Genomic DNA, 21581 nt, shown 5'->3' with positions numbered 1-21581 from the left:
ACCTCCGAATCACGCCCGCGTAGTGAGGGGCGCTTGATGCACACTCTAGAGAGCGGGCCGGGGTCGACACATAGGACAAGTCCTAAACTTTGTAGGATATTTCCGAAAGTTGTTTCTCGATGTCCAGGCTCAGCGCTTGCAGGCGCTGGCGCAGGGTGGCCCATTGCTGCCCGAGCCCATCGCCCGCACGGGCCTTGGCGCTGCTGTCCAGCTCGGCGCAGGCCATGGCCATGGGCCCAGCGTCAATCAGGCAGGCCACGCCCTTGAGGCGATGCAACGCGGCCCGCATGGGCGACCAGTCGGCCGTGGCCACCGCCGCCTCCAGCACCTGGGTTTCCTGGGCGATGTTGTTGCGCAGTTCCTCCAGCATCTTTTTCATCACCGTATCATCGGCCAGGGTCATGCGCCGCAGGGTGGCCATGTCGAAGGCCGGCGGCGCCGCCAGGCCGGCCAGCAACTGGCCAAGCTGTTCAAGGCCGATGGGCTTTACCAGCAGCTGGTCCATGCCCGCCAGGCGACAACGCTCTGCCTCGCCATCGGAGGCATTTGCGCTGCTGCCGATGAACGGTGTACGCGGCCTTGCGCCCTGCGCCTCGGCGGTACGGATGGCGCGGGCCAGGTCATAGCCACTCATGCCCGGCATGTTGCAGTCGCTGATGATCACGTCGGGGGCCTTGGCCTGCCACGCCGCCAAGGCCTGCGCGGCGCTGCTCACAGCCTGCACCTGATGGCCGAAGAAACTCACCTGCTGGGTCAGCACCAGGCGGTTGGCGGCCATGTCATCCACCACCAGCACCTGCAGTGCACGGCCAGCATACGGCTGAGCGTGCCCCGCGGTGTTGCCGGGGCTGCCGGCAACGCGCGGCAGGTCCAGGGTCAAGGTGACCCGCGTGCCCTGCCCCGGTGCGCTGGCCAGGCGAATATCGCCGCCCATCAGGCCCACCAGCTGCTTGCAGATGCTCAGGCCCAGGCCGGTGCCACGCACCTCCTGTGCAGACGGCGCGCCCACCTGCACGAACGGCTTGAACAGCCGCGCCTGCTGCTCGGCGTCCATGCCCACGCCAGTGTCGCTGACCTCGATGCACAGGCCGCCCTGTTCGCTCAACCTTACCTCGAGGGTCACCTGGCCCTGATGGGTGAACTTCAAGGCGTTGCTCAGCAGGTTGTGAATCACCTGGCGCAGGCGCAACGGGTCGAACCAGTAGCTGCCGTCCAGCCCCGCCGCCAGGTCCAGCTCCAGGCGCAAGCCTTTCTGCTGCGCCTGGGCGCTGAACAACTGGACGATGGTGGCGAAGAAGGGCCGCAGCTCGGTGGTTTCGGGTGCCAATTGCAGGCTGCCCGCCTCGATCTTGGCCAGGTCCAGGCTGTCACCGATCAAGGCAATCAGGTCGCGGGCCGACTGATAGGCCACATCCAGCGCCTGCGACGGCTCGCCACCGTGCAGGCGAGCGGTCTCGCGCTCCAGTTCCAGCAGGCCGATGATGGCGGCCATGGGCGTGCGGATCTCGTGGCTCATGGTGGCCAGGAACGCGCTCTTGGCCTGGCTGGCCTGCTCGGCCACCTGCCGCGCATGTACCAGCTCTGCCTCCAGGCGCTTGCGCTCGCTGATGTCGATCCAGCCGCCCAGCATGCCCTGCAACTGGCCGTCGGCGCGGTAGAACGGCACCATCCACTGCCAGGCGTCCACCGGCTGGCCCTTGAGCTCGATCTGCCGGTCGGCGAAGCGCGGCTGCTGGTCCTGCAGCAGCGCCAGGTAGTCGGCGTGCAGCTGCGCGGCCTTGTCGGCGGCGATCAGTGACACTTCGGGCAGCAGCTTGCCGCGCACCAGCGCCAGGCGGGTCGAGAACACCTCCTCGTAGCTCTTGTTGCACGACACCATGCGCCCCTGCAGGTCGCGCACGTAGATCGGGTTGGGGATGCCGTCGAGCAACGCACGCTGGAACGCCAACTGGTCGCTCAACGCCTCCTCGGCCTGCTCGCGCTGCTGGATCTGCGCCTTCAGGCGGCTGTTCCACATCAACGACACCAGGCCAAACAGCACCGCCGCCGCCAGCGCCCACCACACCCATGGTGCGATGCGTTGCCAGGCCGGTGGCGGGCCGTCGACGGCGCCCAGCCACTTGATTCGCACCGCGCGCAACTCGGGCACCGGGTAGGCTTCCAGGGATTTGTTGAGAATACTCAGCAGCAGCGGTTCATCCAGGCGCACGGCAAAGCGGTCCGCCGCCCACCGGCCTTCCACGCTGCGCCCTACCTTCAGCTCGCCCGGCGGGTAGCGGCCCACCGAGCGCCAGGCGCTGACTTCGCTGTCCAGTGTCGCGTCGGCCTCGCCCCGCCGCACCAGGTCGCGGGCCTGGTCGTAGGTGTCCACCAGGCGCAGGATGATGTTGGGGTATTCCTCGCGCAGGCTGCTCTCTAGCGCGTGCTGGCGCGGCAGGGCCAGCACGCGCCCGGCCATGTCCTCCAGCGAGGCCACCGGCGGCCCATTGCCCCGCACCACGAACACCCAGCCTTGGCCGCCGAAGGCATGGGAGAACCCCAGGAAGGCCTTGCGCTCGGGGTTTTCCGACAAGGTGGTATTCATGTCGACGTTGCCGGCCTTCAGCGCCTGCAGGCTGTCGGCGATGGACGCAGAGGGCACGTAGTCGAACTGCAGGCCGCTCATGGAGGAGATGGTCGCCAGTACGTCGCGGTTGAGCCCTGCCCAGTTGCCCTGGCGGTCGCGGTACAGGTACGGCGGGTAATCGCTGGCTGCCACCCGCACCCTGGGGTGGGCATGCAGCCAGGCCTGCTCCTCGGCCGACAGCGCCACCCGCGGCTGGCCGATGTCCGAACCCAGGCCGGTGGTCCAGCGGCCGAGGATTTCCCGGCGCAACGACTCGTCGATACTGGCCAGCGCTCGGTCCAGCAGGCCCAGCAGCACCGGGTCGGTGCCGCGCACGGCGAAGGCGAAGCCGGCATCTGGCAGGCTGGCCTCGCCAGCGATGCGCAAGCCCATGAACGGCCGCAGCGCACTGTAGGCACGTACCACCACCTCGTTGCCGATGAAGGCCTGCACGTCGCCCTGGGCCACTGCCTCCAGGCCGCTGGCGAGGCTGGGGGCCAGCACCAGCTCGCTGTGCGGGTAGGCGGCGTGCAGCACGTCGAGGTCCAGGTAGCCATCAAGCACGGCGATGCGCGAGCCTGCCAGGGCGTTGGGGCCGCCCAGGTTCTCCCGTTGCACCAGCACCGCGTCGTCGGGCATGTACGCGCGGGTGAAGGCTAGCCCCGGGTGCTTGCGCACAAAACCGTTGGCGCTGGTGAGGATATCGATTTCGCCGGACTCCAGGGCCTCCACGGCCTCCTCGCGGCGGGCGAAGCCGTGAATCTGCAGCGGCAGGTCGAGGCGGCTGGCAATCAGGTTGAGGTAGTCGGCGCTGATACCGCGGTAGCGGTTGCGGTCCACGGTGATGTCGACCGGCTCGAGGTCGGTGATCGACACCCCTACCCGCAGCACCGGGTGCTGGGCCAGCCATTGCCGGTCGCCGGCCGCCAGGGGCAGCGGCTCAAGCCGGGTGAACGCCGGCATCAGGGTGAACGGCAGGGTCTGTGCGGCCTGGACCAGGCTGCAGGTGGCCAGGCACAGCAGCACCAACCAGGCCGCCAGCCAGCGTTTTGCCTTGTGCAGGTTGTGCTTCATGCCGTGTCATGGCCCTTGGGGAATCGAACCCCAAGTGTGACACGCGCAAAGAATAAAGCCCGTCGAGCGACGGGCTTTATATGTTGCAGGGCTATTCAGCGTAACGCAGCGTTACAGCGGCTTGCCACGGTTGCCGTGCTGGCTGACGAAGGCCTGGACGGCCTTGAGGTCGTTCGGCAGCACCGTGCATTTTTCCTCGCGGCTGAACAGGTCGGTGAGGTGGGCTGGCAGCTCCAGCGCCTTGCCAACGCCAGCCTTGACCACCGCGTCGGGGAACTTGACCGGGTGCGCCGTGCCCAGCACCACCATGGGAATGTCCAGGCTGCGGCGGCATTCGCGCGCGGCCTTGACGCCGATGGCAGTGTGCGGGTCCAGCACTTCGCCGGTCTGGGCGAAGACTTCGGCGATGGTCTCGCAGGTGGCTTCGTCGCTGACCGCCAGGGAGTCGAACAGCTTGCGCGCTTCGGTCCAGCGCTCTTGCTCGACGCTGAAGCCGCCACCCTGCTTGAAGGTGTCCATCAGCTCGGCGACGGCGGCGCCATTGCGACCGTGCAGGTCGAACAGCAGGCGCTCGAAGTTCGACGAGACCATGATGTCCATGGACGGCGACAGGGTGGCGTGCAGGGTTTCCTTGGCATACTGGTTGCCGCTCATGAAGCGGTGCAGGATGTCATTGCGGTTGGTGGCTACGATCAGCTGGTTGACCGGCAGGCCCATGTTGCGGGCCAGGTAGCCGGCGAAGATGTCGCCGAAGTTGCCGGTAGGCACCGAGAACGACACCGAACGCGCCGGGCCGCCCAGCTGCAGGGCCGCGTGGAAGTAGTAGACGATCTGGGCCATGATGCGCGCCCAGTTGATCGAGTTCACGGCAACCAGGCGGGTGCCCTTCAGGAAGCTCTGGTCAGCGAAGCTGTTCTTGACCATTTCCTGGCAATCATCGAAGTTGCCTTCGATGGCGATGTTGTGGATGTTGTCGCCGAACAGCGTGGTCATCTGCCGACGCTGCACTTCCGACACGCGCTGGTGCGGGTGCAGGATGAAGATATCGACGTTCTCGCAGTGCTTGCAGCCTTCGATGGCGGCCGAGCCGGTGTCACCGCTGGTGGCGCCAATGATCACCACGCGCTCGCCGCGCTTGGCCAGGGTGTAGTCCAGCAGGCGGCCCAGCAGCTGCAGGGCGAAGTCCTTGAAGGCCAGGGTCGGGCCGTGGAACAGCTCCAGCACCCATTCGTTGCCGTTCAGCTGGCGCAGCGGCGCCACGGCGTTGTGGGCGAAGGCACCGTAGGTTTCCTCGAGGATCTTCTTGAAGTCGGCGTCCGGGATGCTGCCGGTGACGAACGGGCGCATGATACGGAAGGCCAGTTCGTGGTATGGCAGGCCGGCCCACGAGGCGATTTCTTCGACGGTGAAGCGTGGCAGGTTTTCCGGCACGTAGAGGCCGCCGTCACTGGCCAGGCCAGCCAGCAGGACGTCTTCGAAGTTCAGGGCCGGGGCTTTGCCGCGAGTACTGATATAACGCATGGTTCCAAACCTTTGGTTCGCACCGCCAGCCCTGGCAGGGCTGGCGGCTACTGATTAGTTGAGGTGCTCGACGCGGATGCGGACAACGGGGCTGACCACGCCTTCCAGGCCTTCGAGGGCCTTGATGGCGTCGTTCATGCGCTGTTCCTGCACGCGGTGGGTCAGGAGGATCATCGGCACGCGGCCGTCCTGTTCCTCGACTTCCTTCTGCATGATCGATTCGATGTTGATGCCGCGCTCCGAGAGGATGCTGGCGACCTGGGCCAGCACGCCTGGGTGGTCCTTGGCGTGGATGCGCAGGTAGTAGGCGGTCTCGCACTGCTCGATCGGCAGGATCGGGTGGGCCGACAGCGAATCGGGCTGGAAGGCCAGGTGCGGCACGCGGTTCTCCGGGTCGGAGGTCATGGCACGCACCACGTCCACCAGGTCGGCGACCACGGACGAAGCGGTAGGCTCCATGCCGGCGCCGGCGCCGTAGAACAGGGTGGAACCGGCGGCGTCACCGTTGACCATGACGGCGTTCATCACGCCGTTGACGTTGGCGATCAGGCGGTCGGCCGGGATCAGCGTCGGGTGCACGCGCAGCTCGATGCCGGCGGCGGTGCTGCGCGCCACGCCCAGGTGCTTGATGCGGTAGCCCAGCGCTTCGGCGTAGTTGACGTCGGCGGTGGTCAGCTGGGTGATGCCTTCGGTGTAGGCCTTGTCGAACTGCAGCGGGATGCCGAAGGCGATGGACGCCAGGATGGTCAGCTTGTGCGCCGCGTCGATGCCTTCCACGTCGAAGGTCGGGTCGGCTTCGGCGTAGCCCAGGGCCTGGGCCTCGGCCAGCACGTCTTCGAAGGTGCGGCCCTTCTCGCGCATTTCGGTGAGGATGAAGTTGCCGGTGCCGTTGATGATGCCGGCCACCCAGTTGATGCGGTTGGCGGACAGGCCTTCACGGATGGCCTTGATCACCGGGATGCCGCCGGCCACGGCCGCTTCGAAGGCGACGATGACGCCCTTCTCGCGCGCCTTGGCGAAGATTTCGTTGCCGTGCACGGCAATCAGCGCCTTGTTGGCGGTGACCACGTGCTTGCCGTGCTCGATGGCCTTGAGCACCAGTTCGCGGGCCACGGTGTAGCCGCCGATCAGCTCGATGACGATGTCGATGTCGGGGTTGGTGGCCACGGCAAAGACATCGTTGGTAATGGGGGTACCGGTAATCTGGCAATTCGGGTTCTGCGAACGCATGGCAATCTGGGCCACTTCGATTCCACGCCCGGCACGGCGGGCAATCTCCTCGGCGTTGCGCTGAAGTACGTTGAAGGTGCCGCCACCGACGGTACCTAACCCACAGATGCCTACTTTGACCGGTTTCACTCTGAACTCCCCATAAAACGGCCGACGCAGGGTCGGCCGTGACAAACCGCCGCACACCCGTGCGGCTTGGTAAATTACGGCCTGGCGGGCATTCCCGTCAGGCCTTGATCTTGGATGACACGAAGGCGGCAGCCATCAGCCCTTGGCGCCCAGGGCCAGCTTGGCCACTTGTGGGGCCGGCTGGTAGCCAGGAATCATCTGGCCGTTTTCCAGGATGATGGCCGGCGTGCCGTTGACACCGATGGACTGGCCCATGGCGAACTGCTTGCTCACCGGGTTGGCGCACTTGGCCGGGGTGTCGACGCTCTTGCCGTTGATCAGCTTGGTCAGCGAGTCCTGGCGGTCCTTGGAGCACCACACGGCCTGCAGCTGCTCGTCACCGGGCGAACCCAGGCCCTGGCGCGGGAAGGCCAGGTAGCGCACTTCGATGCCCATCTTGTTCAGCGCAGGCACTTCCTCGTGCAGCTTGTGGCAGTACGGGCAGGTGGTGTCGGTGAACACGGTGATGTGCGACTTGGTCTCGCCCACGGCCGGGAACACCACCATTTCGCTGGCAGGGATGGCGTTGATGGTCTTGGCCACGCCCTGGCGCTCGGTGATCTCGGTGAGGTTGACCGGCTTGCCGTCCTGCACCTGGAACAGGTAGCCCTGCATCACGAACTTGCCGTCGGCGCTGGCGTAGAGCACGCGGCTGCCCTGCAGCTTGACTTCGTACAGGCCGTTGAGCGGGCTGGCGGCGATGCTTTCGATCGGGGTGTCGAGTTGCAGGGTGTCGAGGGTCTTGCGGATGGCCTGCTCGGCCTTGTCGTCGGCCATAGCCACGGTGCTGAGCAGCGCAAGGGCGGCGGCAGCGAGAATTCGGGTCACGCGCATGGGAACTCCTGAGGCAGCGGACGAAGGGGCCAATCGTGCTGGGTCGGCGGTCCGTGGACAGCCGGCATTCGATGCCCGCTTTGGTAACCGCCCAAGCCTACCACATTCACAGGCTCTGTCCGAATGACACGGCAACAAGAGATGTGCGGTGATCGCCTCAGCCACGCGGGTGATGACGGGCATGCAGGTCCTGCAGGCGGGCCCGGGCGACATGGGTGTAGATTTGCGTGGTGGACAGGTCGCTGTGGCCCAGCAGCATCTGCACCACGCGCAGGTCGGCGCCGTGGTTGAGCAGGTGCGTGGCGAAGGCGTGGCGCAGGGTGTGCGGCGACAGCGACTTGCCGATGCCGGCCACGCTGGCCTGGTGCTTGATGCGGTGCCAGAAGGTCTGGCGGGTCATCTGCTCGCCGCGCTGGCTGGGGAACAGCACGTCGCTGGGGCGCCCGCCCAGCAGGTCGTTGCGGCCGTCGCGCAGGTAGCGCTCCACCCACACCACGGCCTCCTCGCCCATGGGCACCAGGCGTTCCTTGCTGCCCTTGCCCATCACCCGCAGCACGCCCTGGCGCAGGTTGACCTGGTCCAGGGTCAGGCTCACCAGCTCGGTCACGCGCAGGCCACAGGCATACAGCACTTCGAGCATGGCGCGGTCGCGCTGGCCGATGGGCTCGCTGAGGTCCGGGGCCTTGAGCAGCGCCTCCACGTCGGCTTCCGACAGGGACTTGGGCAACGGCTTGCCCAACTGCGGCATCTCGACCTGCAGCGTCGGGTCCACGCCGATCAGCTTTTCACGCAGCAGGTAGCGATAAAAGCCACGCACACCGGAGAGAAAACGCGCGGTGGAACGCGGCTTATAGGCCTGGTCCACGCGCCAGGCCAGGTGGTCGAGGATCAACTCGCGGCCCGCCTGGGGCAGCTGCACGCCTTTTTCCTGCAGCCAGCCGTTGAACAGGGTCAGGTCGCTGCGGTAAGAGTCGCGGCTGTTGTCCGACAGGCCTTTTTCCAGCCACAGGGCATCGAGGTACTGGTCGATGAGGGGGTGATCTACAGCGGGCATCTGCGCAAACCGGGCGATTGAAAGCCGCAGTCTACCTCACAGGCCCGGCAATACCGGCACCGGACGCTTGTCATCGTCGATGGCGACGAAGCTGAACACGCCTTCGATGGCCTTTTCCCGGCCGTCGCAGCTCATGCTTTCCACGAACACTTCAACCCGCACCTTGAGGCTGGTATTGCCGACTTTCACCACAGTGCCTACCAGTTCGACGATGCTGCCGGCAGGAATGGGGTGGTTGAAGTCAATGCGGTCGGTGGACACGGTCACCAGCGGCAGGCGGCAGAAGCGCGTGGCGGTGATGAACGACACCTCGTCCATCCAGGCCAGGGCAGTGCCGCCGAACAGGGTGTTGTGGTGGTTGGTGGTGGGCGGGAACACCGCCTTGGTGACGCGGCTGACCGAGAGGTCGGTGCGGCGCTGGATTTCGAGGTCGCGTGGGGTCATGGAGGGCTATCGCCAGGGTGTTGGGAATGTGGGAGCTGGCATAAATCGCGGGCACAAAAAAGCAGCCCGTAGGCTGCTTCTTTCTTGCATCGGTAAAACGGCTATTAAGCCAGTTTTTCCTTGATGCGAGCTGCTTTACCCGACAGGTCGCGCAGGTAGTACAGCTTGGCTTTACGCACGTCACCACGACGTTTCACGGCCATGCTGTCGATCTGCGGGCTGTAGGTCTGGAAAGTACGCTCTACGCCAACGCCGTTGGAGATTTTACGAACAGTGAAAGCACTGTTCACACCACGGTTACGCTTGGCGATAACAACGCCTTCGAACGCCTGCAGACGAGCGCGATCGCCTTCCTTCACTTTCACCTGAACGACGATGGTGTCGCCCGGGGCGAAGGCCGGGATTTCTTTGGTCATCTGCTCGGCTTCGAGTTGCAGAATGATTTTGTTGGTCATGCTGTGCTCCTAAGGTAAATCTTTGTGATCTACCATCGATACGTTAACTATCGTCCCGCTCACGGAGATACTCCGTCAGCAGCTTCTTCTCTTCTCCAGAAAGCGAGCGTCTTTCCAGAAGATCGGCACGTCGTTCGTAGGTCCGCCCAAGGGACTGCTGCAAACGCCAGCGCCGGATGTGTGCATGATTGCCACTAAGCAATACGTCGGGAACACGCTGATCCGCATACACCTCCGGTCGGGTGTAGTGCGGGCAATCCAGCAGACCATCCGTGAAGGAATCTTCCTCCGCGGAGTCCGCATGCCCTAAAGCTCCGGGCAGCAGTCGTGTAACCGCATCGATCAGGACCATCGCCGGCAGCTCACCGCCAGACAGGACATAGTCACCAATCGACCACTCTTCATCGACATGAGCCTGAATAAACCGCTCGTCAATGCCTTCATAGCGCCCTGCGATCAGAATCAAGGATTCCGATTCAGCCAGTTCGCGTACCCCCTGCTGAGTCAGCTGGCGGCCTTGCGGCGACAGGTAAATGACCTTCGCCGACTCCCCCGCTGCGTTCCTGGCCTCGGCCAGCGCATCTTCCAGGGGCTTGATCTTCATCACCATGCCCGGACCACCGCCAAACGGCCGATCATCCACCGTATGGTGACGATCTGTGGTGTAGTCCCGCGGATTCCAACAGGTCAGTTGCAACAACCCCTGTTTCACCGCGCGGCTGGTAATGCCGTACTCGCTGATGGCCGAAAACATCTCGGGGAACAGACTGATCACTTCTACGCGCAGGCTGGCCATTGCCTAGAAGTCCGCATCCCAATCAACCTTCATTTCGCCTGCGGCCAGGTCGACAGCCAACACACACTGCTCCGTATAGGGCAGCAAGCGTTCGCGATCATCCAGGCTGCCAGCGCAAGGCTTGACCACCATCACATCATTCGAACCGGTCTCCAGCAGGTGATCGATCTTCCCGAGCAGTTGCCCGAGTTGGTCGATGACATTCAGACCTTCCAGCTGGTACCAGTAGTACTCGCCGTCGTCCAAATCTGGAAACAGATCACGTGGCACGCAGATCTCGTAACCGGACAGAAGCTGGGCTTCGTCGCGATCATCAAGACCCTTGAGCTTCGTGACCAGGAACTTGCTCTGCAAGCGCCCGCTGACCAGCTCTACCTGCTTGTCCACGCTGCCTGCGCGCTTGAGCGTCCAGGTTTTGTAGTCCAACAGGTTGTCAATCGGATCAGTAAAGGAGTAAACCTTCACTTCGCCACGAACGCCGTGAACCGAGAAAATCTTGCCGATAACGATCAAATCATCAGCAGTAGCTGGCGTCGTGTTCATATTGCTCAGGCCGCAGCCTTGGCAGCTTCCTTCAGCAACTGAGCAACGCGCTCAGAAGGCTGTGCACCAACGCTCAACCAGTGGTTGACGCGCTCTTGGTTCACGGACAGGCGGATTTCCTGACCACGAGCCACTGGATTGAAGAAGCCAACGTGCTCTTTGTGCGAGCCGTCACGCGGGTTGCGCGAGTCGGTCACGGTCAGTTGGTAGAATGGGCGCTTTTTAGAGCCGCCACGGGCAAGACGGATGGTTAGCATTGAACATCGTTCCTGTAGTCGGTGCTGCAAATCATAATGCACAGCGGGCACACGGGTGCCCGAAAGGCCGCATATTCTCAAGGAATATCCGGACTTTTGCAAATGCCTTTTTCCGGCACACACAGTGCACCCGATAGATTTGCTTCATATGACCACCCGAAGGGGTGGCCGGTGGACCTGCCGGGGCAGGTTTACCGCAGTGCCCGCACTGCTGCGGGCGGTGCCAGCCCGGGGGCTGGCACGGGTAATCACATCTTCGGCATGCCACCGCCGCCGGGCAGCATGCCGCCCATGCCACGCATCATCTTGGCCATGCCGCCCTTGGTGGAAAACTTCTTCATCATCTTCTGCATCTGCTTGTGCTGCTTGATCAAGCGGCCGATGTCCTGCACCTGGGTGCCGGAACCCAGGGCGATCCGGCGCTTGCGCGAACCGCTGATCAGGTCAGGGTCGCGGCGCTCGGCCGGGGTCATGGAGTTGATGATGGCTTCCATCTGCTTGAATTGCTTTTCAGCGGCGTTCTGGGCGTTGCCCATCTGCGACAGGTTCATGCCGCCGATGCTCGGCAGCTTGTCCATCAGGCCGCCCAGGCCGCCCATGTTCTTCATTTGTTGCAGCTGGTCACGGAAGTCTTCGAGGTCGAAGCCCTTGCCCTTCTTCAGCTTCTTGGCCAGTTTGTCGGCCTTCTCTTTATCCAGGGTCTGCTCGGCCTGCTCGATCAGGCTGAGCACGTCGCCCATGCCCAGGATCCGCGAGGCGATACGATCCGGGTGGAAGGGCTCGAGCGCTTCGCTCTTCTCGCCCATGCCGATGAACTTGATCGGCTTGCCGGTGATGGCACGCACCGACAGGGCGGCACCGCCACGGGCGTCGCCGTCGACCTTGGTCAGGATCACGCCGGTCAGCGGCAGCGCATCGCCAAAGGCCTTGGCGGTGTTGGCGGCGTCCTGGCCGGTCATGGCGTCGACCACGAACAGCGTTTCCACCGGCTTGATGGCGGCGTGCAGGGCCTGGATCTCGCCCATCATCTCGGCGTCGATGTGCAGGCGGCCGGCGGTGTCGACAATGACCACGTCGATGAACTTGAGCTTCGCTTCGCGGATCGCCGCTTCGGCGATGGCCACCGGCTTCTGGGTGATATCGGACGGGAAGAAGGTCACGCCGATGTCGTTGGCCAGGGTCTCGAGCTGCTTGATGGCCGCCGGACGGTAGACGTCGGCCGATACCACCATCACGCTCTTCTTCTTGCGCTCTTTAAGGAAGCGCGCCAGCTTGCCGGCGGTGGTGGTCTTGCCCGCACCCTGCAGGCCGGCCATCAGCACCACGGCAGGCGGCGCGGCGTTCAGGGCCAGGTCTTCGTTGGCCGCGCCCATCAGGCCTTCGAGTTCGATCTGGACGATCTTCACGAACGCCTGGCCAGGCGTCAGGCTACGCGATACTTCGGTGCCGACCGCGCGTTCCTTGACCTTGTTGACGAAGTCCTTCACCACCGGCAGGGCGACGTCGGCTTCCAGCAACGCCATGCGCACTTCACGCAGGGTGTCTTTGATGTTGTCTTCCGTCAGCTTGGCCTTGCCAGTTACGTGGCGCAGCGTCTGCGAAAGACGTTCGGTAAGGTTTTCAAACATGCGCGATCCTTTCAGGCTCAATTGAACCGAGGTTAAGCAGCCTGGCCCGTGAATAATATTAGAGGCGCGGCGTGGGCAGGCCGGCGATTATAGCCAGAAGTGCGCGCCACGGACACCAGTGCGGCGCCAGTCTTTCGTCCGGCGGCCGTTCTATGCCACACTCAGCCACTTTCGGGCTTGCTCCACAGGACTTATGCTCCCCTTGTCACCCAGTTTGCTACCCAGCCTCGCCGCCGCTTTCCTTTATGCCGCTGCGACCGTCTACCACGGCACCCGCGTGAAGCAGCGCGCAGCGGTCGACAAACGCCTGCTCTACGTGATCGGCGCCCTCGCCGTGGTAGCCCAAGGCCTGGCGTTGAAATACCAGCTGATCACGCCCCAGGGCCTGAGCCTGGACTTCTTCGGCGCCGCCAGCCTGATCTCGGCGGCGGTCATCGCCCTGACCCTGATCGCCTGCACGCGCATCCCGGTGGAGAACCTGCTGCTCCTGCTGTTCCCCCTGGGCGCCACCACCACGCTGATCGCGCAGTTCATCCCCAAGGGCACGGTGCCGCTGATCGACGAGGAGCCGGGCATCCTCGCGCACATCCTGCTGTCGATCCTGGCCTACGGCATGTTCACCATCGCGGTGTTCCAGGCCTTGCTGCTGCTGATCCAGAACCATCAGCTCAAGCACAAGCACCCTTCGGGGCTGATCAAGAACTTCCCGCCCCTGCAAACCATGGAAAGCCTGCTGTTCGGCTTCCTGTGGGCCGGCTGGGGGCTACTGTCGCTGTCATTGATTTCCGGCTGGCTGTTCCTGGAAAACCTGTTCGCCCAGCACCTGGTGCACAAGACCCTGCTGGCGTGCCTGGCGTGGATCGTGTTCAGCGTGCTGCTGTGGGGCCGCAACCGCCTGGGCTGGCGCGGGCACAAGGCCATCCGCTGGACCCTGGCCGGTTTCTGCCTGTTGATGCTGGCCTACTTCGGCAGCAAGCTGGTTCGCGAATACATTCTGCACATCTGACGGGCGAGTAAATGGACAATCTGCCGTTGGGCGCGATGCTGGGTTTCGTGCTGCTGTCGATCCTCTGGTCGGCGCTGTTCACGGGCGTGGAGACAGCCCGCAACCACCTGGCCGCCCTGCGCACCCGGCGCAAGGTGGGCGAGCGCCCCAGCCTGGCCTTCCCGCTGGAAAGCCTGGTGCTGTGCAACACCCTGTGCCGGGTGCTGGCGGTGGTGCTGGGGGTGTTCGTGGCGGTCTACCACTGGCACGTCAAGGGCCTGTGGGCCGGCGGCCTGATCATGGCCGCGGTGCTGGTGACCTTCAGTGAATACCTGCCACGCCTGCTGGCGCGCCGCCATCCCGAGGCCTTCATCGGCCTGGGCAACTCGCTGCTGCGCCTACCCCTGACCCTGCTGTACCCGCTGGTGTGGCCGTTCAGCGGCATCGCCCGCCTGCTGCTCAAGCCGTTCGCGCCCATTGCCCGGCCCATCGCCCGCCCCCACGACGAGCCGGGGCCGGATGAGAGCGAGGACGACCTCGACGAAGACCAGGAACCCAGCGCCCCGCACCTGCTGGGTGGCCTGCAGTCACTGAACCGCATCACCGTCAATGACATCCTGGTGCCGCGCAGCGAAGTCGACGGGCTGAACCTGGACGACCCGATCGAGAAGATTGCCGAGCAGCTGATCATCAGCCGCCACACCCGCCTGCCGGTGTACCACAACGACATCAACCAGGTGGAAAAGGTGCTCAACACCCGCCAGGTCAGCCACCTGCTGCCAAAGGGCGAGCTGACCATGGAAGCCCTGCTGGCGGCCTGCTACGACGCCTACTTCGTGCCCGAGAGCACCCCGCTGCACCTGCAACTGCTGAACTTCCACAAGCAGCAGCGGCGCCTGGGCGTGGTAGTGGACGAATACGGCGAAGTGCTCGGCCTGGTGACCCTGGAAGACATTCTCGAGGAAATTGTCGGCGAGTTCGAAGACGAACACACCATGGACAACCCCCACGTGCACCCGCAGGCCGACGGCCGCTTCGTGGTGGATGGCGCGGCGTCGATCCGCGAGCTGAACAAGAGCCTGGGCTGGCACCTGCCCAGCGACGGCCCCAAGACCCTCAACGGCCTGGTCACCGAGGCGCTGGAGAGCATCCCCGATTGCGCGGTGTGCCTGAAGATCGGCCGCTACCGCCTGGAAATCCTCCAGGCCGAGGAAAACCGCGTGACGCGGGTACTGATCTGGCACACATCCAGTTTGCCCAAACTGGCCTGATTGCTGCTGGCCGGATAATTCATCGTGGCGACCAGGCGCATGCCTGAATGGTTGTGGCGCCCGCGAGATCGAGCGCCGCCCGCGCGGCGCATCGCGAGCAAGCTCGGCTCCTACATCTGTTGCATCGCGCCATGGCCTGACGAACCGAGCTGATAGCCTTGGTTGTGCAATTAGAGCCTGTGCAACCCTTTCCCTCCCCGGTTAACATCCCTGCACACATAATAATGCGCCCCCGCCCGGACCAAGCGCCGGCGCGGAGGCACGCTTGCCAGGGAACCTGCAATGAGCACCAGCACCTACGCTGCCAGCGGCGCCGAACAGCCGCGCAATTCCACCGCCCGGGTGGCCACCGCCAGCTTCATTGGCACCGCCATCGAATTCTATGACTTCTACGTGTACGCCACGGCTGCCGCCCTGGTGATCGGCCCGGTGTTCTTCCCGCAGACCTCCGGTACTGCGCAGATGCTCTCGGCCTTCCTCACTTTCGGCATCGCCTTCCTCGCCCGGCCGCTGGGCTCGGCGCTGTTCGGCCATTTCGGCGACCGCGTCGGGCGCAAATCCACCCTGGTGGCCTCGCTGCTGCTGATGGGCGTGTGCACCACCCTGATCGGCGTGCTGCCCGGCTACGACCAGATAGGCGCCTGGGCGCCGATCCTGCTGTGCGTGCTGCGCTTCGGCCAGGGCCTGGGGCTGGGCGGCGAATGGGGTGGCGCGGCGCTGCTGGCCACCGAAAACGCGCCCAAGGGCAAGCGCGCCTGGTTCGGCATGTTCCCGCAACTGGGGCCATCCATCGGCTTCCTGGCGGCCAACGGCCTGTTCCTGGGCCTGGCCATGCTGCTCAGCGACGAGCAGTTCCGCGCCTGGGGCTGGCGCCTGCCGTTCCTGCTCAGCGCCCTGCTGGTGATGGTCGGCCTGTACGTGCGCCTGAAGCTGGAAGAAACCCCGGTGTTCGCCAAGGCCATGGCCGCCCATGAAAAGCTGAAGATCCCGTTGGTGGAACTGTTCGCCCAGTACTGGCGGCCCATGCTGCTGGGCGCCGCCTCCATGGTGGTGTGCTACGCGCTGTTCTACATCTCCACGGTGTTTTCCCTGAGCTACGGCGTGGCCACCCTGGGCTACAGCCGGGAAAGCTTCCTGGGCATGCTGTGCTTCGCGGTGCTGTTCATGGCCCTGGCCACGCCGATTTCGGCGGCCCTGAGCGACCGTTTCGGGCGCAAGCCGGTGCTGGTGTTCGGCGGCGTATTGGCGATTGCCTCGGGCTTTGCCATGGAGCCACTGCTGACCCAGGGCTCGACCAGCAGCGTGGCGTTGTTCCTGAGCATCGAGCTGTTCCTGATGGGCTTCACCTTCGCCCCCATGGGCGCGTTGCTGCCCGAACTGTTCCCCACGCGCGTGCGCTACACCGGCGCGTCGGCGGCGTACAACCTGGGCGGTATTGTCGGGGCATCGGCGGCGCCGTTCGCGGCGCAGAAGCTGGTGGCCATGGGCGGCCTGGGCTGGGTGGGCGGGTATGTGTCGGCGGCGGCGCTGCTCAGCCTGCTGGCGGTGCTGTGCCTGAAGGAAACGCGGGATGAGGATTTGAGCAAGGTGGCGTGACGCGGCCTGTGGCCGCTGCTACAGGGTTCGTAGCAGCTGCCGCAGGCGGCGTCCGGGCAATTACAGTTCCACGTTCACAGCCTGGGCCGAGCGAGTAGCCTTGGCGCGGGCCGCTTCGATCGACTCGTCACGCGCCAGGGCCACGCCCATGCGGCGCTGGCCGGCCACTTCCGGCTTGCCGAACAGGCGCAGCGCGGTGTCTGGCTCGGCCAGTGCGGCGCCTAGGTTGGCGAAGGCGGTCTGGGTGGAGTTGCCTTCCACCAGGATCACCGCCGAGGCCGACGGGCCGAACTGGCGCACGGCCGGAATCGGCAGGCCGAGGATGGCGCGGGCGTGCAGCGCGAACTGCGACAGGTCCTGGGAGATCAGGGTCACCAGGCCGGTGTCATGGGGGCGCGGCGAGACTTCGCTGAACCACACCTGGTCGCCCTTGACGAACAGCTCCACGCCGAACAGACCACGGCCACCCAGGGCCTCGGTCACGGCCTTGGCCACGCGCTCGGATTCGGCCAGGGCCACCGGGCTCATGGCCTGCGGCTGCCAGGATTCCTGGTAGTCACCCTTCTCCTGGCGGTGACCTACCGGGGCCAGGAAGGTGGTGCCGCCCACGTGACGCACGGTCAGCAGGGTGATTTCGTAGTCGAAGTCGATGAAGCCTTCGATGATGACGCGGCCCTTGCCGGCACGGCCGCCTTCCTGGGCGTAGTCCCAGGCCTTTTGCACGTCGTCGGCGCTTTTGAGCAGGCTCTGGCCCTTGCCCGACGAGCTCATCACCGGCTTGACCACGCACGGGAAGCCCAGGTCCTGGACGGCGTCGCGGTACTCTTCGAAGGTGTCGGCGAAGTGGTACGGCGAGGTCGGCAGGTCCAGCTCTTCGGCGGCCAGGCGGCGGATGCCTTCACGGTTCATGGTCAGCTGGGCGGCACGCGCGGTAGGCACCACGGTGAAACCCTCGGACTCCAGCTCCACCAGGGTGGCGGTGGCGATGGCTTCGATTTCCGGCACGATGTAGTGCGGCTTCTCGGCCTCGATCACCGCACGCAGCGCGGCGCCATCGAGCATGTTGATCACATGGCTGCGGTGGGCGACCTGCATGGCAGGGGCGTTGGCATAACGGTCGACGGCGATCACTTCAACGCCCAGGCGTTGCAGCTCGATCACCACTTCCTTGCCCAGCTCGCCGCAGCCACACAGCAGTACGCGCGTCGCGGTCGGCGACAGTGGAGTTCCGATACGGGTCATTTCAGGTCCTTAAGGGGAACGGGTTATCGCGGGCCGCCCGGGTGCGGCCCACCGAGGCGGGCATTTTACATCAATCGGCGCGAGGCGGCGCTGCGACACGACCGCCAGGCAATAGGCGCTGCAAAACCGTAGCCGCTGCCGCAGGCTGCGCTGGCCCTGTGCCCCGCTGGAGATTTCCAGGGTTCACACCGGCCAGCGCAGCCTGCGGCAGCGGCTACGGATAGGGGGGCTTCAAGCGCCGGCGACAAACATCATCCCGCCGGCCACGGCGCGTTCGTGGCACTTGACCAGCACTTCGCGGCGCTCGTCGTTGCTCATGCGCCCCCAGCGGGTGATTTCGGCGGCCGTGCGCTGGCAGCCGGTGCAGATATCGTCGTCATCCAGGGCACAGACCTGCACACAAGGCGAGGCGACGGGGCGTTCTTGGTTCATCAGTCTTCCTGGGGGGCAAGGTCCCGCGCGTAGCGTCGGGCATTGTGTACGTAGTGGGCGGCGCTGGCCTCGAGCATCTTCATCTGCGCCTCGGTCAGCTGGCGCACGACCTTGCCGGGCGAGCCCATCACCAGCGAACCGTCGGGTATTTCCTTGCCCTCGGCGATCAGCGCGTTGGCGCCGATGATGCAATGCTTGCCGATGCGGGCACCGTTGAGGATCACCGCGTTGATGCCGACCAGGCTGTAGTCGCCCACGGTGCAGCCGTGCAGCATGGCGTTATGGCCGATTGTAACACCGCGGCCGACGGTCAGTGGCGACCCCATGTCGGTATGGATCACCGTGCCGTCCTGCACGTTGCTGTCGGGGCCGATGTCGATCAGTTCGTTGTCGCCGCGTAGCACGGCGCCAAACCACACGCTGGCGTTTTCCTGCAGGCGCACCCGGCCGATCAGGGTGGCAGTGGGCGCGGTCCAACTGGTGGCATGAGTCTCGACGCGGGCGTCGCCCAAACGGTATTTCATCGGTGGCTTCCTCAGGCAGGCAAAGGCGGCTCGCAGGTCCGCTCAAATTGACGTGAAATGCTCGGGGGGGCGGTGCAGGCTGATGTCGGCGTCGTACATCAGGTTCACCAGCTCGACGATCATGATCGCCGACAGGCCCCAGATCTTGTATTCGCCAAAGCGGTAGCTGGGCACGTACCAGCTGCGGCCCTGGTAGTCGATGCGGTGGGTGTGCTCGCGCGGGTCTTCACGGAAGAACGCCAGCGGCACGCTGAACACTGCGGCAATTTCCGCATCGTTGGGGCGGTATTCGACGAAGTCCGGGATCACCCCGACGAAGGGCGTCACCTTCAGGCCATGCTTGGAGATCAGCGGGCTCAGGGGGCCCAGCACTTCCACCAGGCCGGGCGGCAGGCCGATTTCCTCCTCGGCCTCGCGCAGGGCGGTGAACACCAGGTCCGGGTCCTCGGGGTCGCGGCGGCCACCGGGGAAGGCCACTTCGCCGCCGTGGGTGGACAGGCCCTTGGCGCGCAAGGTGAGCACCAGCTCGGGCTCGGCACTGCGGGTGATGGGCAGCAGCACGGCTGCCTCGGGGAAACGCTGATCGGTCTCCAGGGTCCGTGGCCTGTGGCTGCTCATCCGACGCAGTAGCTCGTCCAGCATGGTCTCTCTCAATTCGATGCCTAGGGGCAATCATGCACCAAAGCCACGGCCCTGCCCAACCCCCCTTGCGTACAAAACCGCCCTTGCGGTGCGGGGACCACTGGCGCCAAGATAGGCGCAGCGATCAGGAAGCCCGACATGAAATTCTGCAGCCAGTGCGGCAACCCGGTAACCCAGCGCATTCCCCAGGGCGACAACCGCCTGCGGTACGTGTGCGGGCACTGTGAATTCATTCACTACCAAAATCCCAATATAGTCGCCGGTTGCCTGCCTGTGTGGGGCGATCGCGTATTGTTGTGCCGCCGGGCCATCGAGCCGCGCCGCGGTTTCTGGACCCTGCCCGCCGGTTTCATGGAAAACGGCGAGACCCTGGAACAGGCCGCCAGCCGCGAGACCGAGGAGGAAGCTTGTGCACGCGTCCGCCAGCTGGCGCTGTACACGCTGTTCGACTTGCCGCACATTAGCCAGGTGCATGTGTTCTTTCGCGCCGAGCTTGCCGACCTGGACTACGCCGTGGGCGAGGAAAGCCTGGAAGTGCGGTTGTTCGAACAAAGCGAAATACCCTGGGCCGAGCTGGCTTTCCCCACGGTGAACCGTACCTTAGAATGCTACTTTGCCGACCGCCAGGGCCAACACTTCCCTGTGCGCAACGAATTTCTGCCGCCGCTGCACGGGCTGGGGCAGACCTGAAACCGACCGTGTCACGCGGCACCGGCGCAAGCGGGGTGCGATTCACCTGCAGGATTGATCGTTAAATGCGCTGGTTGCTTGCCCTCTTCTGTCTGTCCTATGCCGCCCTGTCGTCGGCCGCCTTCACTGTCACTGTCGTCAAGCAGCCACCCGCGGGCACTGCACCGGCCGTGGTCGATGCCGTCACCCCCAGGGTGCCGGCGGACCTGGCCAACGCCGTGGTGGACAAGGTGCTGGTGCTCAAGTCCAGCCACCAACTGCAGTTGCTCAGCCGTGGCCAGACCCTGAAAAGCTACCGCGTGTCGCTGGGCAAGAGCCCGCGCGGGCCCAAGCAGTACGAGGGCGACATGCGCACCCCCGAAGGCTTCTACTGGCTGGACTGGCGCAAGGTCAGCGACCGCTTCAACCTGGCCATTCACGTGTCGTACCCCAACGCCGGCGACGCCGCCAAGGCACGCAGCGCCGGCCTGCCCGCCGGCGGCATGATCATGATCCACGGCACCCCGGACAGCGAGGAATACCCCGAGTGGTATTTCAACACCCTGGACTGGACCGACGGCTGCATCGCCATGAAAAACCAGGACATGCGCGAACTGTGGAGCCTGGTCAAGGACGGCACCATGATCGAAATCCGCCCGTAACACCGCCCCCGTAGCAGCGGCCGCAGGCCGCGTCCTCCCCCTGACACTCCCCGCGCTTGCCTCTGACGCAGCCTTCGGCAGCTGCTACGGGGAGGTGTGCGTGTGGCTTGCATAAAACCACTGGTGTTGACGTGGTATTCAAGTGGTATTACCTTGGAGCCCACTACCGAGCGCCATAACTCTCACAATCGCATCGGAACCCTACATGAACGACCTGCTTGCGCTGCGCCCCGACGACACCCAGGCCACGCCGCTGTACCTGCAGCTGGCGCGCAACCTGGAAGCCGCCATCCATGCCGGTGTATGGAAGGCCGAACAGGCCTTGCCCTCCGAACGTACCCTCAGCGAACAGCTGGGCCTGTCCCGGGTCACCGCCCGCAAGGCGCTGGAGATCCTGCTGGAACAGGGCCTGATTCGCCGTAACCAGGGCTCGGGCACCTTCATTACCCCGCGCCTGGAACAACCGCTGTCACGCCTTTCCAGTTTCAGCGAGATGCTCCGCCTCAAGGGTTTCGTGCCCGGCTCGCAGTGGCTGGAGCGCGGCATTGCCGTGCCCACCCATGAGGAAGTGATCCGCCTGGGGCTATCGCCCACCGACCAGGTGGCGCGCCTCAAGCGCCTGCGCAAGGCCGACGACACCGTCATGGCCATCGAGATGAGCGCCCTGCCTGCCGCCCTGCTGCCCCACCCCGAAGCCATCGGCGATTCGCTGTACCAGTACCTGGAAAGCATCGGCCGGCCGGTGGTGCGCGCCCTGCAGCACATCCGCGCCATTAACGCCTCGGCCGAATTCGCCGCCCTGGTAGGCATCGAACCGGGCACCGCGATGCTGCTGATGACCCGTATCGGCTACCTGGACGACAACACCGCCATCGAGCTGACCGACACCTATTGCCGCAACGACTACTACGACTTCGTCGCTGAATTGCGGCGCTGAACCACGAGCCTT

At 64.9% G+C, this 21581-nt stretch carries 21 protein-coding genes; 6 read left to right on the top strand and 15 right to left on the bottom strand.

The genetic code is table 11. The features are described from left to right. Positions 1–82: 82 nt before the first annotated feature. The 11 genes from ACWKWX_RS22965 to ffh form a co-directional block, all read right to left on the bottom strand. A complete protein-coding gene (locus tag ACWKWX_RS22965; RefSeq protein WP_483829012.1) occupies positions 83–3679 on the bottom strand; it encodes an ATP-binding protein in 3597 nt (1198 codons plus the stop codon). A gap of 111 nt (positions 3680–3790) precedes the next feature. Next, positions 3791–5200 (bottom strand): threonine synthase, encoded by a 1410-nt coding sequence (thrC, locus tag ACWKWX_RS22960; protein ID WP_416422773.1) that lies wholly within the window; start codon positions 5198–5200, stop codon positions 3791–3793. Positions 5201–5254: 54 nt separating this feature from the next. Then, positions 5255–6559, bottom strand: a complete 1305-nt coding sequence (locus ACWKWX_RS22955; protein WP_416422772.1) for a homoserine dehydrogenase — start codon at positions 6557–6559, stop codon at positions 5255–5257. 135 nt (positions 6560–6694) lie between these two features. Then, complete coding sequence (locus tag ACWKWX_RS22950; protein ID WP_416422771.1) at positions 6695–7432, bottom strand: thioredoxin fold domain-containing protein; 738 nt, start codon at positions 7430–7432, stop codon at positions 6695–6697. A gap of 157 nt (positions 7433–7589) precedes the next feature. Continuing rightward, on the bottom strand, positions 7590–8486 hold the full coding sequence (gene xerD / locus ACWKWX_RS22945) for a site-specific tyrosine recombinase XerD (protein WP_416422770.1): 897 nt from the start codon (positions 8484–8486) through the stop codon (positions 7590–7592). 36 nt (positions 8487–8522) lie between these two features. Next, the gene (locus ACWKWX_RS22940; RefSeq protein WP_476296868.1) at positions 8523–8930 is read right to left on the bottom strand and encodes an acyl-CoA thioesterase; all 408 of its coding nucleotides are present in this window, start codon (positions 8928–8930) and stop codon (positions 8523–8525) included. Positions 8931–9034: 104 nt separating this feature from the next. Beyond that, positions 9035–9385: a 50S ribosomal protein L19 gene (gene rplS, locus ACWKWX_RS22935; protein ID WP_027978895.1), complete on the bottom strand. Its 351-nt coding sequence runs from the start codon at positions 9383–9385 to the stop codon at positions 9035–9037. A 43-nt stretch (positions 9386–9428) separates the two neighbouring features. Continuing rightward, a complete protein-coding gene (trmD, locus tag ACWKWX_RS22930; RefSeq protein ID WP_027978896.1) occupies positions 9429–10181 on the bottom strand; it encodes a tRNA (guanosine(37)-N1)-methyltransferase TrmD in 753 nt (250 codons plus the stop codon). Positions 10182–10184: 3 nt separating this feature from the next. After that, positions 10185–10724: a ribosome maturation factor RimM gene (rimM, locus tag ACWKWX_RS22925; RefSeq protein ID WP_416422769.1), complete on the bottom strand. Its 540-nt coding sequence runs from the start codon at positions 10722–10724 to the stop codon at positions 10185–10187. A gap of 5 nt (positions 10725–10729) precedes the next feature. After that, on the bottom strand, positions 10730–10981 hold the full coding sequence (rpsP, locus tag ACWKWX_RS22920; protein WP_008366201.1) for a 30S ribosomal protein S16: 252 nt from the start codon (positions 10979–10981) through the stop codon (positions 10730–10732). 248 nt (positions 10982–11229) lie between these two features. Beyond that, positions 11230–12609, bottom strand: coding sequence for a signal recognition particle protein (gene ffh / locus ACWKWX_RS22915; protein WP_416422768.1), 1380 nt, complete (start codon positions 12607–12609; stop codon positions 11230–11232). A gap of 193 nt (positions 12610–12802) precedes the next feature. On the opposite strand from ffh, the gene ACWKWX_RS22910 reads away from it, so the two are divergent. The 3 genes from ACWKWX_RS22910 to ACWKWX_RS22900 all read left to right on the top strand — a co-directional run bounded on the left by ACWKWX_RS22910 (position 12803) and on the right by ACWKWX_RS22900 (position 16461). Beyond that, on the top strand, positions 12803–13615 hold the full coding sequence (locus ACWKWX_RS22910) for a cytochrome C assembly family protein (protein ID WP_416422767.1): 813 nt from the start codon (positions 12803–12805) through the stop codon (positions 13613–13615). An 11-nt stretch (positions 13616–13626) separates the two neighbouring features. Beyond that, a complete protein-coding gene (locus ACWKWX_RS22905; RefSeq protein WP_483829011.1) occupies positions 13627–14865 on the top strand; it encodes a transporter associated domain-containing protein in 1239 nt (412 codons plus the stop codon). A 282-nt stretch (positions 14866–15147) separates the two neighbouring features. Further along, the gene (locus ACWKWX_RS22900) at positions 15148–16461 is read left to right on the top strand and encodes an MFS transporter (protein ID WP_416422765.1); all 1314 of its coding nucleotides are present in this window, start codon (positions 15148–15150) and stop codon (positions 16459–16461) included. 60 nt (positions 16462–16521) lie between these two features. On the opposite strand, the gene purT is transcribed toward ACWKWX_RS22900, so the two are convergent. From purT to ACWKWX_RS22880, 4 genes are all read right to left on the bottom strand, one after another. Continuing rightward, positions 16522–17703, bottom strand: a complete 1182-nt coding sequence (purT, locus tag ACWKWX_RS22895) for a formate-dependent phosphoribosylglycinamide formyltransferase (RefSeq protein ID WP_416422764.1) — start codon at positions 17701–17703, stop codon at positions 16522–16524. 231 nt (positions 17704–17934) lie between these two features. Further along, positions 17935–18135 (bottom strand): DUF1289 domain-containing protein, encoded by a 201-nt coding sequence (locus ACWKWX_RS22890; RefSeq protein ID WP_416422763.1) that lies wholly within the window; start codon positions 18133–18135, stop codon positions 17935–17937. Further along, positions 18135–18659, bottom strand: a complete 525-nt coding sequence (locus ACWKWX_RS22885) for a gamma carbonic anhydrase family protein (protein ID WP_416422762.1) — start codon at positions 18657–18659, stop codon at positions 18135–18137. The genes ACWKWX_RS22890 and ACWKWX_RS22885 overlap by 1 nt, the downstream gene beginning before the upstream one ends. A 42-nt stretch (positions 18660–18701) precedes the next feature. Further along, positions 18702–19301, bottom strand: a complete 600-nt coding sequence (locus ACWKWX_RS22880) for a CoA pyrophosphatase (RefSeq protein ID WP_416422761.1) — start codon at positions 19299–19301, stop codon at positions 18702–18704. 138 nt (positions 19302–19439) lie between these two features. On the opposite strand from ACWKWX_RS22880, the gene ACWKWX_RS22875 reads away from it, so the two are divergent. The 3 genes from ACWKWX_RS22875 (at position 19440) to ACWKWX_RS22865 (ending at position 21569) form a co-directional block, all read left to right on the top strand. After that, positions 19440–19991: an NUDIX hydrolase gene (locus tag ACWKWX_RS22875; RefSeq protein WP_416422760.1), complete on the top strand. Its 552-nt coding sequence runs from the start codon at positions 19440–19442 to the stop codon at positions 19989–19991. A gap of 65 nt (positions 19992–20056) precedes the next feature. Beyond that, positions 20057–20632, top strand: coding sequence for a L,D-transpeptidase family protein (locus tag ACWKWX_RS22870; protein WP_483829010.1), 576 nt, complete (start codon positions 20057–20059; stop codon positions 20630–20632). Between the two features lie 205 nt (positions 20633–20837). Next, positions 20838–21569, top strand: coding sequence for a GntR family transcriptional regulator (locus ACWKWX_RS22865; RefSeq protein ID WP_473005549.1), 732 nt, complete (start codon positions 20838–20840; stop codon positions 21567–21569). Positions 21570–21581 lie beyond the last annotated feature (12 nt).

The organism is Pseudomonas imperatae, assembly GCF_057128625.1.
This window is presented reverse-complemented; position numbering and strand designations above follow the sequence as displayed.

Excerpts from the sequence above, each read along its gene's own strand:
- rimM (WP_416422769.1), bottom strand. The coding sequence starts at position 10,724 with ATGAACACGACGCCAGCTACTGCTGATGATTTGATCGTTATCGGCAAG.
- rplS (WP_027978895.1), bottom strand. The coding sequence starts at position 9,385 with ATGACCAACAAAATCATTCTGCAACTCGAAGCCGAGCAGATGACCAAA.
- ACWKWX_RS22910 (WP_416422767.1), top strand. The coding sequence starts at position 12,803 with ATGCTCCCCTTGTCACCCAGTTTGCTACCCAGCCTCGCCGCCGCTTTC.
- ACWKWX_RS22890 (WP_416422763.1), bottom strand. The coding sequence starts at position 18,135 with ATGAACCAAGAACGCCCCGTCGCCTCGCCTTGTGTGCAGGTCTGTGCC.
- ffh (WP_416422768.1), bottom strand. The coding sequence starts at position 12,609 with ATGTTTGAAAACCTTACCGAACGTCTTTCGCAGACGCTGCGCCACGTA.
- ACWKWX_RS22875 (WP_416422760.1), top strand. The coding sequence starts at position 19,440 with ATGAAATTCTGCAGCCAGTGCGGCAACCCGGTAACCCAGCGCATTCCC.
- ACWKWX_RS22885 (WP_416422762.1), bottom strand. The coding sequence starts at position 18,659 with ATGAAATACCGTTTGGGCGACGCCCGCGTCGAGACTCATGCCACCAGT.
- ACWKWX_RS22905 (WP_483829011.1), top strand. The coding sequence starts at position 13,627 with ATGGACAATCTGCCGTTGGGCGCGATGCTGGGTTTCGTGCTGCTGTCG.
- purT (WP_416422764.1), bottom strand. The coding sequence starts at position 17,703 with ATGACCCGTATCGGAACTCCACTGTCGCCGACCGCGACGCGCGTACTG.
- ACWKWX_RS22870 (WP_483829010.1), top strand. The coding sequence starts at position 20,057 with ATGCGCTGGTTGCTTGCCCTCTTCTGTCTGTCCTATGCCGCCCTGTCG.
- ACWKWX_RS22965 (WP_483829012.1), bottom strand. The coding sequence starts at position 3,679 with ATGAAGCACAACCTGCACAAGGCAAAACGCTGGCTGGCGGCCTGGTTG.
- ACWKWX_RS22940 (WP_476296868.1), bottom strand. The coding sequence starts at position 8,930 with ATGACCCCACGCGACCTCGAAATCCAGCGCCGCACCGACCTCTCGGTC.
- xerD (WP_416422770.1), bottom strand. The coding sequence starts at position 8,486 with ATGCCCGCTGTAGATCACCCCCTCATCGACCAGTACCTCGATGCCCTG.
- rpsP (WP_008366201.1), bottom strand. The coding sequence starts at position 10,981 with ATGCTAACCATCCGTCTTGCCCGTGGCGGCTCTAAAAAGCGCCCATTC.
- ACWKWX_RS22865 (WP_473005549.1), top strand. The coding sequence starts at position 20,838 with ATGAACGACCTGCTTGCGCTGCGCCCCGACGACACCCAGGCCACGCCG.
- ACWKWX_RS22880 (WP_416422761.1), bottom strand. The coding sequence starts at position 19,301 with ATGCTGGACGAGCTACTGCGTCGGATGAGCAGCCACAGGCCACGGACC.
- ACWKWX_RS22950 (WP_416422771.1), bottom strand. The coding sequence starts at position 7,432 with ATGCGCGTGACCCGAATTCTCGCTGCCGCCGCCCTTGCGCTGCTCAGC.
- trmD (WP_027978896.1), bottom strand. The coding sequence starts at position 10,181 with ATGGCCAGCCTGCGCGTAGAAGTGATCAGTCTGTTCCCCGAGATGTTT.
- thrC (WP_416422773.1), bottom strand. The coding sequence starts at position 5,200 with ATGCGTTATATCAGTACTCGCGGCAAAGCCCCGGCCCTGAACTTCGAA.
- ACWKWX_RS22900 (WP_416422765.1), top strand. The coding sequence starts at position 15,148 with ATGAGCACCAGCACCTACGCTGCCAGCGGCGCCGAACAGCCGCGCAAT.